Annotated in this window: 11 protein-coding genes; 7 read left to right on the forward strand and 4 right to left on the reverse strand. The window is 71.6% G+C overall.

The features are described from left to right. Positions 1-16 precede the first annotated feature (16 nt). From AB0E02_RS32945 to AB0E02_RS32965, 5 genes are all read left to right on the forward strand, one after another. A complete protein-coding gene (locus AB0E02_RS32945) occupies positions 17-1,384 on the forward strand; it encodes a glutamyl-tRNA reductase (RefSeq protein WP_362146347.1) in 1,368 nt (455 codons plus the stop codon). Then, on the forward strand, positions 1,381-2,421 hold the full coding sequence (gene hemC / locus AB0E02_RS32950; RefSeq protein WP_362146350.1) for a hydroxymethylbilane synthase: 1,041 nt from the start codon (positions 1,381-1,383) through the stop codon (positions 2,419-2,421). Before AB0E02_RS32945 ends, hemC begins: the two co-directional genes overlap by 4 nt. Beyond that, the gene (locus AB0E02_RS32955; RefSeq protein ID WP_362146353.1) at positions 2,418-4,067 is read left to right on the forward strand and encodes a bifunctional uroporphyrinogen-III C-methyltransferase/uroporphyrinogen-III synthase; all 1,650 of its coding nucleotides are present in this window, start codon (positions 2,418-2,420) and stop codon (positions 4,065-4,067) included. The genes hemC and AB0E02_RS32955 overlap by 4 nt, the downstream gene beginning before the upstream one ends. A gap of 181 nt (positions 4,068-4,248) precedes the next feature. Further along, positions 4,249-5,238, forward strand: a complete 990-nt coding sequence (gene hemB / locus AB0E02_RS32960) for a porphobilinogen synthase (RefSeq protein WP_362146356.1) — start codon at positions 4,249-4,251, stop codon at positions 5,236-5,238. Positions 5,239-5,349: 111 nt separating this feature from the next. Next, positions 5,350-5,526 carry a CsbD family protein gene (locus AB0E02_RS32965; protein ID WP_362146358.1) on the forward strand — a complete coding sequence of 59 codons (177 nt, stop codon included), beginning with the start codon at positions 5,350-5,352 and terminating at the stop codon, positions 5,524-5,526. Positions 5,527-5,638: 112 nt separating this feature from the next. Here the strand turns inward: AB0E02_RS32965 and argS are convergent, their stop codons facing one another. After that, positions 5,639-7,405 (reverse strand): arginine--tRNA ligase, encoded by a 1,767-nt coding sequence (gene argS / locus AB0E02_RS32970; RefSeq protein ID WP_362146361.1) that lies wholly within the window; start codon positions 7,403-7,405, stop codon positions 5,639-5,641. 187 nt (positions 7,406-7,592) lie between these two features. On the opposite strand from argS, the gene lysS reads away from it, so the two are divergent. Then, positions 7,593-9,341 carry a lysine--tRNA ligase gene (gene lysS, locus AB0E02_RS32975; RefSeq protein ID WP_362146364.1) on the forward strand — a complete coding sequence of 583 codons (1,749 nt, stop codon included), beginning with the start codon at positions 7,593-7,595 and terminating at the stop codon, positions 9,339-9,341. Between the two features lie 169 nt (positions 9,342-9,510). Continuing rightward, on the forward strand, positions 9,511-9,711 hold the full coding sequence (locus tag AB0E02_RS32980) for a hypothetical protein (protein ID WP_030416812.1): 201 nt from the start codon (positions 9,511-9,513) through the stop codon (positions 9,709-9,711). Positions 9,712-9,779: 68 nt separating this feature from the next. Here AB0E02_RS32980 and AB0E02_RS32985 read toward each other — a convergent pair whose 3' ends face one another. The 3 genes from AB0E02_RS32985 to AB0E02_RS32995 form a co-directional block, all read right to left on the reverse strand. Beyond that, positions 9,780-11,054, reverse strand: a complete 1,275-nt coding sequence (locus AB0E02_RS32985; RefSeq protein WP_362146368.1) for a DUF2637 domain-containing protein — start codon at positions 11,052-11,054, stop codon at positions 9,780-9,782. A 201-nt stretch (positions 11,055-11,255) separates the two neighbouring features. After that, positions 11,256-11,975, reverse strand: coding sequence for a DUF3558 family protein (locus AB0E02_RS32990; protein ID WP_362146371.1), 720 nt, complete (start codon positions 11,973-11,975; stop codon positions 11,256-11,258). A gap of 210 nt (positions 11,976-12,185) precedes the next feature. Beyond that, positions 12,186-13,160, reverse strand: a complete 975-nt coding sequence (locus AB0E02_RS32995) for a hypothetical protein (RefSeq protein WP_362146374.1) — start codon at positions 13,158-13,160, stop codon at positions 12,186-12,188. Between the last annotated feature and the right edge of the window lie 132 nt (positions 13,161-13,292).

Here is a 13,292-nt window from a genome sequence, read left to right on the forward strand (position 1 = left end):
GAAGCGAGGTGCGAGCATGAGCCTTCTCGTCGTCGGACTGAGCCACCGCAGTGCGCCGGTGAGCGTGCTGGAGCGGGCCGCGCTCGACCCCGAGGCGCGCGGCAAGCTGCTGCAGGACGCGGTGTCGGCCGAGCCGGTCACCGAGTCCGCGGTGCTGTCCACCTGCAACCGCATCGAGCTCTACGCCGACGTGGACAAGTTCCACGCCGGTGTCGCCGAGCTGTCCACCCTCCTGGCCCGCCACAGCGGCGTCGACCTGGAGGAGCTGACCCCCTACCTCTACGTCCACTACGAGGACCGCGCCGTCCACCACCTCTTCTCGGTGGCCTGCGGCCTGGACTCGATGGTCGTCGGCGAGGGCCAGATCCTCGGGCAGATCAAGGACGCGCTGGCCGTCGCGCAGGAACAGCACACCGCCGGGCGGCTGCTCAACGACCTCTTCCAGCAGGCCCTGCGGGTCGGCAAGCGGGCCCACAGCGAGACCGGCATCGACAAGGCCGGCCAGTCGCTGGTCACCTTCGGCCTGGAGCAGCTGGCGGCCGGCCGGGACGTCGAGGGCTGGGCGCACGGCAAGCGCGCGCTGGTCATCGGCGCCGGCTCGATGTCGTCGCTGGCCGCCACCACCCTCGTCCGCAACGGCATCGGCGAGCTGGCCGTCGCCAACCGCACCGTCGCGCGCGCCGAGCGGCTGGTGGCCATCCTCACCGAACCCGGCGGGCCCGGCGCGGCAGGCGGCCTGACCGCCCGCGCGGTGGCGATGTCCGGCGTCGAGGACGAGCTCGCGCTCGCCGACATCGTGGTGTCCTGTACCGGCGCGACCGGCCTGGTCCTCACGGGCGGGACGGTCGCCGCCGCCCGCGCCGGCCGCACCGCACCGCTGGCGCTGCTCGACCTCGCCATGCCGCGCGACATCGACGCCGCGGTCCACCGCATCGAGGGCGCCCACCTCGTCGACATCGAGTCGCTCGCCGACGCCTCCGCGGACGCCCCGATGGCGGCCGACGTGGACAAGGTGCGCGGCATCGTCTCCGACGAGGTCGCCGCCTTCGGCGCCGCCCAGCGGGCCGCGCACATCACCCCCACCGTGGTCGCCCTGCGCACCATGGCCGCGGACGTCGTCACGAGCGAGATCGCCCGGCTCGACGGCCGCCTCCCCGACCTGGACGACAAGCAGCGCGCCGAGATCACCCAGACCGTGCGCCGCGTCGTCGACAAGCTCCTGCACGCGCCCACCGTGCGGGTCAAGCAGCTCGCCAGCGAACCCGGCGGCGCCGGGTACGCGGACGCGCTGCGCGAACTCTTCGATCTCGACCCCCAGACTGTCGCCGCCGTCAGCCGGGCCGATACCCGCGGCGGCAGTCATGAAGCACGGGAGCGGGCATGAAAGACAGCACCAACAGACCACTGCGGCTGGGCACCCGCCGCAGTGCGCTCGCCATGGCCCAGTCCGGGCAGGTCGCCGAGGCGGTGCGCGAGCTCACCGGCCGGCCCGTCGAACTGGTGGAGATCACCACGTACGGCGACACCTCCCGCGAGCACCTCGCGCAGATCGGCGGCACCGGCGTGTTCGTCTCCGCGCTGCGCGACGCGCTGCTCGACGGGGACATCGACTTCGCCGTCCACTCGCTCAAGGACCTGCCCACCACGCAGCCCGAGTCGCTCGCCCTGGCCGCGATCCCCGTACGGGAAGACCCCCGTGACGCGCTGATCGCCCGGGGCCGGCTCACCTTCGAGGAGCTCACCGCCGACCCGGACCGCGTCGCCCGCATCGGCACCGGCTCCCCCCGGCGGATGGCGCAGCTCAACGCGTGGGCCCGCGCGCTGGGCCGGCACATCGAGACGGTGCCGATACGCGGGAACATCGACACCCGCATCGGTTTCGTCGAGAAGGGCGAACTGGACGCCGTCGTGCTGGCCGCGGCCGGTCTCACCCGTATCGGCCGGATCGACGAGGCGGCGCAACTGCTGTCGCCCGACGTGGTTCTGCCCGCCCCCGGCCAGGGGGCACTGGCGATCGAGTGCAGGGCGGGGCACACCGCCCAAGACGCTGCCCTCGTCGCCACGCTCGCCGAGCTCGACGACCCGGACACCCGGGCCGCCGTGACCGCCGAGCGATCCCTGCTCGCCGCCCTGGAGGCCGGCTGCTCCGCACCCGTCGGGGCGCTGGCCGACCTTTCCCCAAGCTCTCGACTTCGCTCGAGCAGGGGAGGCCCCAAGGCCGACGAGCAGGCTGTCACCGAATTGCATCTGCGTGGTGTCGTCGGCACGACCGACGGCAGCACGCTGGTGCACTTGTCCACCACCGGGCACGTACCCGCCTCTCCCGACGAGACGTCGGTCCCGCAGCAGCTGGGCCGCGAACTCGCCGCCGAGATGCTCGCCAAGGGTGCGGCCGGTCTTATGGGGGAGCGAGCACTTTGAACCCCACCGCCCCGAACCACTCCACCTCCGGTCAGGTCACCTTCCTGGGTGCCGGGCCGGGTGACCCGGGTCTGCTGACGCTGCGTGCCGTGGAGGCGCTGGCCTCCGCGGACGTACTGATCGCCGACCCGCAGGTGCTCGACGTCGTGCGTGTACATACGCGCGCGCAGGTGGACACACCACTGCAGGCGTCAGCTGACGAGGCGTCAATCCCCGCCGACATCCCCACCCTTAGGGACGCCGCCAATCTTGTCATGGCGGCCGCCCGGGCGGGCAAGCGGGTCGTCCGGGCGGTCACCGGCGACCCCGGTCTGGACGGGAACGTCGCCGAGGAGATGCTGGCCTGCGCCGCAGAGGGAATCGTCTTCGAGGTCGTGCCCGGCATCGCCGCAGCCGTCGGCGTGCCCGCGTACGCCGGTGTGCCGCTGCGCGACGCCGAGGGCACCGACGTGCGCTTCGTCGACGCCCGCAGCGCCGATGACCGCTGCTGGTCGGAGCTGGGCACCAGCGACGCCACCGCGGTCGTCTCCACCTCCCTCGACGCGGTGGCCGCGGCCGCCGGCGAGCTGGTCACCGCGGGCCGCAAGCCCGACACCCCGATGACCGTCACCGTCGCCGGCACCACCACCCGCCAGCGCACCTGGACCGCCACCCTCGGGTCGGTCGCCCAGGTGCTCAAGGCCGCCAAGGTGCTGCCGTCGCCGGACGGCGGCCAGCCGGTCATAGCCGTGGTCGGTGAGCGCAGTGCCGCCGCGCAGCGCGACCGGCTCTCGTGGTTCGAGTCCAAGCCGCTGTTCGGCTGGCGGGTGCTCGTACCGCGGACGAAGGAGCAGGCCGCGTCGCTCTCCGACCAGCTCGTCTCGTACGGCGCGGTGCCGCACGAGGTCCCGACCATCGCCGTCGAACCGCCGCGCACCCCGCAGCAGATGGAGCGCGCGGTCAAGGGCCTGGTCACCGGCCGCTACGAGTGGATCGCCTTCACGTCGGTCAACGCCGTCAAGGCCGTCCGTGAGAAGTTCGAGGAGTACGGGCTCGACGCCCGGGCCTTCGCGGGCATCAAGGTCGCCGCGGTGGGCGAGCAGACCGCCAAGGCGCTGGTCGCCTTCGGCGTGAAGCCCGACCTGGTCCCGTCCGGCGAGCAGTCCGCCGCCGGTCTGCTGGAGGACTGGCCGCCGTACGACCCCGTCTTCGACCCGATCGACCGGGTCTTCCTGCCCCGGGCCGACATCGCCACCGAGACCCTGGTGGCCGGCCTGATCGAGCTGGGCTGGGAGGTCGACGACGTCACCGCCTACCGGACCGTGCGGGCCTCGCCGCCGCCGGCCGAGACCCGCGAGGCGATCAAGGGCGGCGGCTTCGACGCCGTGCTCTTCACCTCCTCGTCGACCGTGCGGAACCTCGTCGGCATCGCCGGCAAGCCGCACAACGTGACCGTGATCGCCTGCATCGGCCCGGCCACCGCCAAGACGGCCGAGGAGCACGGGCTGCGCGTCGACGTGATGTCGCCGGAGCCGTCCGTGCACAAGCTGGCCGAGGCGCTCGCGGACTTCGGCGCGGCGCGCCGGGACGCCGCGATCGAGGCCGGCGACCCGGTCACCCGCCCCAGCGAGCGCCGGCCGGGCTCCCGCCGCCGGGCCCGCAGCTGACGGCGGTACGTCAGCGCTACGGCGGCGGACCGCAGCGGTCCGACAGCGTTTCGCGCCCCGCACCCGGTGATCCGGGCGCGGGGCGCGGCGCGTTGGGGCCCGGGAGGGGTGCCCCGGGCGCCGGGCGGCTGCCGACGATGCGTCGGCAAAGGCGGGTGCGGGGCGGGCGTAGCGTGGTGGCATGACGAAGTACGGAAGCTTCCCCGGTGCGCGGCCGCGGCGGCTGCGCACCACCCCGGCGATGCGCCGGATGGTCGCCGAGTACCGGCTGCACCCGGCCGACTTGATCCTCCCGGCGTTCGTCCGGGAGGGCATCGGTGAGCCGGCGCCGATCTCCGCGATGCCGGGCGTCGTCCAGCACACCCGCGACACCCTCCGCAAGGCCGCCGTCGAGGCGGTGGAGGCGGGGGTCGCCGGGATCATGCTGTTCGGCGTGCCGCTGGACGAGAAGAAGGACGCCGCGGGCACCGCCGGCACCGACCCCGACGGCATCCTGCAGGTCGCCATCCGGGACGTCCGCGCGGAGGTCGGCGACGACCTGGTGATCATGTCGGACCTGTGCCTGGACGAGTACACCGACCACGGCCACTGCGGTGTCCTGGACGCCGCCGGGCGGGTCGACAACGACGCGACGCTGGAGCGCTACGCGGAGATGGCGCAGGTCCAGGCCGACGCGGGCGTCCACGTCGTGGGTCCCAGCGGCATGATGGACGGGCAGGTCGGAGTGATCCGGGACGCCCTGGACCAGACCGGCCACGAGGACGTGTCGATCCTCGCCTACACGGCGAAGTACTCCTCGGCGTTCTACGGCCCGTTCCGCGAGGCGGTGGGCTCGTCGCTGAAGGGCGACCGCAAGACGTACCAGCAGGACCCGGGCAATCTCCGCGAGTCGCTGCGCGAGCTGGCGCTCGACCTGGACGAGGGCGCCGACATGGTCATGGTCAAGCCGGCGCTGCCCTACCTGGACGTACTGGCGAAGTTCGCCGACGCGGTGGACGTGCCGGTGGCCGCGTACCAGATCTCCGGTGAGTACGCGATGGTCGAGGCGGCCGCCGAGAAGGGCTGGATCGACCGCGACAGGGCGATCCTGGAGACCCTGACGGGCATCAAGCGGGCCGGCGCGAACATGATCCTCACGTATTGGGCGACGGAGGTCGCGCGGGGGCTGTGAGGCGGCATCGCGGCTTGCCGTGACCTTTGTCTGACTTGTCAGGTTTTGAGCGCCGTACGCGGGGCACGGACTCGATGACGAAGACCGCGACTGAGCGAGGAGCGGGTCACCGTGACTGCCAAGGACACCATGCGGGCCAAGGGCGCCCAGGTCATCGGCACCATGAAGGAGGTCGTCGGCAAGGCGACCCACAACCGCAAGCTGCAGGCCGAAGGCAAGGCCGAGAAGGCGGCCGGGCACGGGCTGGACGCGAAGGAGAAGGCGACGCACCGGTTGCGGAGGCATTGACCGCCCACGTACTCGGCTGCAGCGCCGTGGGGATGAACGCTGAGCGGGGGTGCACGTGAGCGATCACGTGCACCCCCGCTTCCGGTCTCGCCCGGCCAGGTGAGGCGGTGCCTCAGAGGCGCTCGGGCGTGCGGATGCCCAGCAGTGCCATGCCCTGGTGGAGGGTGCGGGCCGTCAGGTCGCAGAGGAAGAGGCGGTTGGCCACCTGGTCGGCGCCGGCCTCGGCCTTCAGGACCGGGCACTGGTCGTAGAAGGTCGTGAACAGCGAGGCGAGGCCGTAGAGGTACGCGGCGACCTTGTGGGGCTCGTACGACGCGGCCGCCTCGATGACGGTCTCGCCGAACTGGTCGAGGTGCAGGCCCAGCGCCCGCTCCGCGGGAGCCAGTGCCAGCTCCGGGTGCGCCTCGGGACGTGCGTCGCCGGCCTTGCGGAAGATCGAGCGGATCCGGGCGTAGGCGTACTGGAGGTAGACGGACGTGTCGCCGTTGAGCGACACCATCTGGTCCAGGTCGAACTTGTAGTCCCGGCTCGGCGACGTCGACAGGTCCGCGTACTTCACCGCGCCGATGCCCACCTGGGCGCCGTTCTCGGTGATCTCCTGTTCGGTCAGGCCGATCGGCGCGCCCTTCTCCCGCACCACCGCCGTCGCCCGCTCGGCCGCCTCGTCGAGGAGGTCCTCCAGGCGGACCGTCTCGCCCGCGCGGGTCTTGAACGGCTTGCCGTCCGCGCCCAGCACCGTGCCGTAGCCCATGTTGTGCGCGGTGACGCCGTCGTTCAGCCAGCCCGCCCGGCGGGCAGTCTCGAAGACCATCCGGAAGTGGAGGGACTGGCGGACGTCGACGACGTAGAGCAGCGTCGTCGCCTGCAGGTCGAAGACGCGGTTGCGGATCGCGGAGAGGTCGGAGGCCGCGTAGCCGAAGCCGCCGTCCGCCTTCTGCACGATCAGCGGCACCGGCTGGTCGTCCTTGCCGCGGATCTCGTCGAAGAAGACGACGAGGGCGCCCTCGGAGCGGACGGCCACGCCCGACTCCTCCAGGAGACGGGCCGTCTCGGCCATCATGTCGTTGTACGCGGACTCGCCGACGATCTCGTCGTCGCGGATCTCCATGTCCAGCTTCTCGAAGACCGAGTAGAAGTAGACCTTCGACTCGTCCACGAACCGCTGCCACAGGTCGAGGGTCTCCTTGTCGCCGGACTGGAGGGCGACGACGCGCTTGCGGGCCCGCTCCTTGAACTCCTCGTCGGAGTCGAAGACCGCGCGCGACGCCTTGTAGACCCGGTTGAGGTTGCTCATCGCCTGCTCGCCGTCGACGTCGGCCGCCGGGGCCAGCTCGCCGGGGTTCTCGATCAGGTACTGGATGAGCATGCCGAACTGGGTGCCCCAGTCGCCGATGTGGTGCCGGCCGATCGTCCGCTCGCCGGTGAAGTCCAGCATGTGGCGCAGCGCGTCGCCGATGACCGCCGAGCGCAGGTGCCCGACGTGCATCTCCTTCGCGACGTTCGGCTGGGCGTAGTCGATGACCGTGAGGCCCGGCTTGTCCTTCAGGGGCACGCCGAGCCGGTCGCCGTCGGCGGCGCGGGCGGCGAGCGTCTCGGTGATCGCCCGGTCGGTGATCGTGATGTTCAAGAAGCCCGGTCCGGAGACCTCGACGTCCTTGAGGAGGTCGCTCTCGCCGAGCGCGTCGACGACCTTGGTGGCCAGCTCCCGCGGGTTGCCCTTCAGCTTCTTGGCCAGTGCCAGCAGGCCGTTGGCCTGGAAGTCGGCCCGGTCGCTACGTCGCAGCAGCGGGTCCGCGGCGCCGGCCTCCGGCAGGGCTGCCGAGAGGGCGTCCGCGAGGCGCTGGTGGACCGAAGCTGCGAGGGAAGGGACCGAGGCCATGAAGCTGCGCTCTCTTCTAGACGAAGGTGTCTTTGAAGGGGAAAGGGTTTGCCACTGAGTATCCCATGCCGTTACCACTGAATTTCCGGACGGTGGGCGTCTGGGACAATGGCACCGTCAGGCTTTTGTGCGTCGCACGCGCAAGACGGCGCAATCGAGGAAGCACCAGGAAGAGGAAGGGCCGATCGTGGCTCAGCAGAGCACCGAGACCGACTGGGTCTCCAGGTTCGCGGACGAGGTCATTGCCGAGGCGGAGCGCCGCGCCGCCGGCAAACTGGCGTCGGGTGCTGCCGCACCGGTCATCGTCTGCGCCTCGGGCCTGAGTCCCTCCGGCCCGATCCACCTCGGCAACCTCCGCGAGGTCATGACCCCGCACCTGGTCGCCGACGAGATCCGCCGTCGTGGCCACGAGGTCCGGCACCTCATCTCCTGGGACGACTACGACCGGTACCGCAAGGTCCCGGAGGGCGTCGAGGGCGTCGACAAGTCCTGGGCCGAGCACATCGGCAAGCCGCTGACCTCGGTTCCGGCGCCGGCCGGCTCGGCGTACCCGAACTGGGCGGAGCACTTCAAGGCCGCCATGACCGAGGCGCTCGCCGAGCTGGGCGTCGAGTACGACGGCATCAGCCAGACCGAGCAGTACACCTCCGGCGTGTACCGCGACCAGGTCCTGCACGCGATGAAGCACCGCGCGGACATCGACGCGATCCTCGCCCAGTACCGCACCAAGAAGGCCCCCGCGAAGAAGTCCCAGAAGCCCGTCGACGAGGCGGAGCTGGAGGCGGCCGAGGGGTCGGGTGCGGCCAGCGAGGACGACGGCAGCGGCGGTTCGGCGGGCTACTTCCCGTACAAGCCGTACTGCGGGCAGTGCGAGAAGGACCTCACCACCGTCACCTCGTACGACGACGAGACCACCGAGCTGACCTACACCTGCACCGCCTGCGGCTTCGGGGAAACGGTCCGGCTGAGCGAGTTCCACCGCGGCAAGCTGGTCTGGAAGGTCGACTGGCCGATGCGCTGGGCGTACGAGGGCGTGATCTTCGAGCCGTCCGGTGTCGACCACTCCTCGCCCGGCTCGTCGTTCGTCGTCGGCGGGCAGATCGTCCGGGAGATCTTCGACGGCGCCCAGCCGATCGGCCCGATGTACGCCTTCGTCGGCATCAGCGGCATGGCCAAGATGTCCTCGTCGCGCGGTGGCGTGCCGACCCCGGGCGACGCGCTGCAGATCATGGAGGCGCCGCTGCTGCGCTGGCTGTACGCCCGCCGCAAGCCCAACCAGTCCTTCAAGATCGCCTTCGACCAGGAGATCCAGCGGCTCTACGACGAGTGGGACAAGCTGGAGGGCAAGGTCGCCGACGGCACCGCGCTGCCCGCCGACGCGGCCGCCCACTCCCGGGCGGTCCGCACCGCCGCCGGCGAGCTGCCCCGCACGCCCCGCCCGCTGCCGTACCGCACGCTCGCCTCCGTCGCGGACATCACCGCCGGCCACGACGAGCAGACCCTGCGGATCCTCGGCGAGCTCGACCCGGCCAACCCCGTCACGTCCCTGGACGAGACCCGGCCCCGGCTCGACAAGGCCGAGCACTGGATCAACACCCAGGTCCCGGCCGACCAGCGCACCATCGTGCGCGACGAGCCGGACGCCGAGCTGCTGGCCTCGCTGGACGACCAGGGCCGCGAATCGCTGCGGCTGCTGCTCGACGGCCTCGACGAGCACTGGTCGCTGGACGGCCTGACCACGCTCGTCTACGGCGTGCCCAAGGTCCAGGCGGGCCTGGCCCCGGACGCCAAGCCGACGCCCGAGCTGAAGGTCGCCCAGCGCGCCTTCTTCGCGCTGCTCTACCACCTGCTGGTCGGCCGGGACACCGGGCCGCGGCTGCCCACGCTGCTGCTGGCGGTCGGCGCCGACCGGGTGCGCAAGCTGCTGGGCGGCTGATGGTGGCTGACGGCGGCGACCGGGTGCAAGCCGCTCGGCGGCCGGCCGGCGCGGCCGACGGCGCCGCCGACTGGTCGTAGACGCCGCGCGGGCTCTGCGACTCAAGGGTGAGAACGGGTTCGGCCCCGGCGAGGAGGATCCCCGGGGCCGAACCCGTCACGCTGGAGCCATGAGGGGAATCATCGGCTTCATCGCCATGCTGCAAGGAGCGCTCGGCTTCATCGGCAAGACGTTCTTCGACGGTGCCTGGGGGCTGCTGGCCCACTGGTTCGACCTGCCGTCGGTCGCCTACCTCGGCCTGTTCCTGGCCGGCGCGGCGCTGGCCGTATGGGGCGACACGGACAAGAAGCGGAAGGCGGAGCGGGTGTAGCGGGTGTAGGGGCGGGCGGGCTGCCTCACGGGTCCACGGGCCCACGCGAGGTGCTCGCCCCGGGCGCGTTACGCGATGTGCTCGTCCATCAGCTCGGCGTTGAGGCGGTCGGTGAACTGGTCCATGTAGCGGTTCAGTTCGCGCGACCGCAGCCGGATCCCGTACTGCGCCTCCATGTTGGCCGCGAACGCGCCCGGTGTCGGCATGCCCTCGCCTTCGATGGAGCGCCGGAAGACCTGGTAGACGTCCTCGTCGTGGGGGACAGCGGCCGGGACCTCGGCGGGCTGCGGGTCCGCCTCCGCGACGCCCTTGCCGAGCGGACGCGTTCCGCCTGCCCCGTTCGGCACCGGGACCTGCGGCGCCGGCTCGGGCTCCGGCGCGCGCGGCGCCGGTACCGGGACCTGCTCGCCCGTCGTCACCCGTTGCTGCTCGTCGTACGCGGGCTGGGCCTCCGGTTCCCGGTCCGGGTCCGGGATATACGTCGGGTCGTAGTCGCCCTGGTACGCCACCTGCGGCGACGCCGCGAACCACTGGTTGGGCAGCTGCTCGTCGGGCAGCGGCTCGGTGGGCAGCTGCCCGGCCGGCTCCTGGGCACGCGGCTGCAGAGCGGGCTTCACCGACTGCTGCGTCGCCGGCAGCAGCTGTGGCTCGATGCCCGCCGCGGCGAGCCCCGCGGGAGCGGTCTCCGCCAGCGGCACCCCGTACCGCGCGAGCCGCAGCGGCATCAGGGACTCCACCGGAGCCTTGCGGCGCCAGGCACGGCCGAAGCGCGACCGCAGGCGCGCCTGGTAGACCAGCCGTTCCTGCTCCAGCTTGATCACCGCGTCGTACGACCGTAGTTCCCACAGCTTCATCCGCCGCCACAGCAGGAAGGTCGGGATCGGCGACAGCAGCCACCGGGTGATGCGCACGCCCTCCATGTGCTTGTCCGCCGTGATGTCGGCGATGCGGCCGATCGCGTGCCGGGCGGCCTCGACGGCGACCACGAACAGGACCGGGATCACCGCGTGCATGCCTACGCCCAGCGGGTCGGGCCAGGCCGCCGCGCCGTTGAAGGCGATCGTCGCCGCCGTCAGCAGCCAGGCGGTCTGCCGCAGCAGCGGGAACGGGATGCGGATCCAGGTGAGGAGGAGGTCCAGGGAGAGCAGGACACAGATCCCGGCGTCGATGCCGATCGGGAACACGTAGGAGAAGTTCCCGAAGCCCTTCTTGATGGCCAACTCACGGACCGCCGAGTAGGAGCCCGTGAAGCCGATGCCTGCGATCACTGCCGCACCGGCGACGACCACACCGATGAGGATGCGGTGGGTACGAGTCAACTGCGCCGTCTTCGTCGCGGACACCCGCGGTCCCTCCCCGGCTCGGCGAAATGGCGCGCCTAGCCTGGCACACCGCCCGCCGCGCCCCGCCGGGAGGTGCCCGGAGGGGCGGGGCAGGCCGGCGGGGGCGAGCCGGCGGGGGACGTCAGACCGCCGTCAGGCGCGCGTCAGATCGGCATCCGAATCGGCCACCCGCATCGGCGTCCGATCGGCATCCGATCGACCTCAGTGGTTCGCCTTGAGGGCGGTGGCGACCGCTTCCTTCGCGGCGGCCTGGGCCTTCTTCAGCAGGTCGGCGCCCTTCGGGGTGTCGGCGCCGGCCAGGCCCGCGCCGTTGTAGTTGATCGTCACGACGATGTTGGAGGCGCGGGCGACGATCGTGGTGTTCTTGAAGTCGTTGCCCTCCTTCTTCACGTCGTAGGTGATCGCGGTGGCCTCGTCGCCGGTGCCGCCGGTCGGGGCGGCCTTGAGCTTCTTGGCGCCCTTGGCGGCCTTCGCGTCGCTGACCTGCTTGGCGTAGAAGTCGGTGGCGCGCTTCTCGCCGGAGCCGATGCCCGGGTCCGAGTCGTAGCGCTGGTAGCCGATGTCCAGCCAGCGGAACTGGGTGCCGTCGACGCCCTGCTCGTCGGAGCTGTTCCAGGAGCAGGTGCCGTGCGAGGCGTTGTCCGTGGACTGGCCCTGGTCCCCGGCGGCGTCCTTCACCTTGGGCAGCAGCTTCTTGATGGTGTCCTTGGAGAACGCCGAGCAGGGGTTCGGCAGCTTCTTGTACTTCGCGGGCTCCACGGTCGGCGACGGCTGGGCGGAGCGGCTGGGCGCGGCGGAGGAGGCGTCACCAGAACCGGAGTCCGAGCTGCCGCTGTCCGAGCCGGAGCAGCCGGCGACGAGCAGCACCGGTACTGCTGCGCAGGTGAGGAGGCTGGCGAGGCGCTTGGCTGAACGGTGCATGGTTCCTTCGCTGTTCGTCGTCGTGCGTCGGCGTCGTGTTGTCGGCGTCGTGCGGCGTTCGGCGTGGTCGGTCGTCGTGCGTCGTCGGTTCGCTAGAGGGCACGGTACGCGGCGCGGCGAGGTGGGTGCCCGTTTCGTACCGGTCAGCACAAGGAGCGAAACGGGCATACGACTCGGTCCGGACGATCAGCCCGAGTCGCTCAACTCGGGCTATTCGGCGAGGCGGTCGGCCAGCTCATCGGCCAGCGAACGGGCCTTGTCCTGCAGTTCCTGGCTCTCCGGCAACATCGACTTGTCCGTGGACCACTGGTCGTAGGTGATCGTCACGATCACGTTCGACGTGCGAAAGACCACAGTGACGTCGCGGTGCACACCGGAGTCCGCGGTGATCAACTTGTCGTTGAGGAACGCCGCGTCCGCCAGGCCGTCGAGCACCCGCGGCGCGGTGGAGGCGCCGGCGCCCGCACTCGGGTCCGTGGTCGGCGGCGTGGTCGAGGCCGTGCTCTTGTCCCCGCTCGCGTCCCCGCCCGGGCTCGCGCTCGGGTTCGCGCTCGCATCGGTGCCGGGCTTGCCCGAGGCGCTGGCCTTTCCGGCGGGGGCCTCGGTGGAATTCTTCCCTGCGGCGGCCGCCCCGCCCTTCGCACCCCCTGTGCTCTTTGTGTCCTTTGTGCCCTTCGTGCTCTTCGACGGGGGAGCGGTGGGGGAGGAGCCGGTGCCGTCGCCGGACGGGATCTTTGCGGCCAGTTCCTTGCTGTCGTAGATCCCCTGCGCCTTGTCGTCATCGCTGACGGCGGCGTCGTACGAGACCACGCGCTGGATGTCGAGGCTCAGATGGCGGGTGCCCGCGTCGGTCTCGCGGGTCCAGTGGCAGCCGACCCGGCGGTCCGTGTCGTACGTGATGTCGGCCTGGCCGCTGTAGAGCTTGTCGGCCTCGGCGCCGGAGAGCTGCTGGCCGTCGCCGGGCAGCATTCCGCGGACGGTGCTGCGCGAGGGCAGCCCGCAGGCCTCCGGGAGGGTCTGGTAGCGGCCCGGTTCGGCGGACTGGCTCGTCGCGGCGGGGTCGCCGCCCTTGGCGTCGGCGGCGTCACCGTCGGTGCCGGGGCCGCCGGTGCAGCCGGCGAGGCCGACGGCCAGCGCCGCGACGGCCACCAGTGCGGCACCGGGTGCGAACGGTTTGCGGGGCATCGTTCGCGGCTCCTTCCCTCGAAATTCCCTCAAGAAATGCGGTTGCCGCCGGACGGCGGCCGATGGACACAATGTCTATCGCACGTCTTGCCGCGCACGCCGGTTCACCGTCCAAGATCAGGTAATTTGTCC

Origin of the sequence: Streptomyces sp. NPDC048196 (genome assembly GCF_040652715.1) — a bacterium.
Classification (GTDB): domain Bacteria; phylum Actinomycetota; class Actinomycetes; order Streptomycetales; family Streptomycetaceae; genus Streptomyces; species Streptomyces siderophoricus.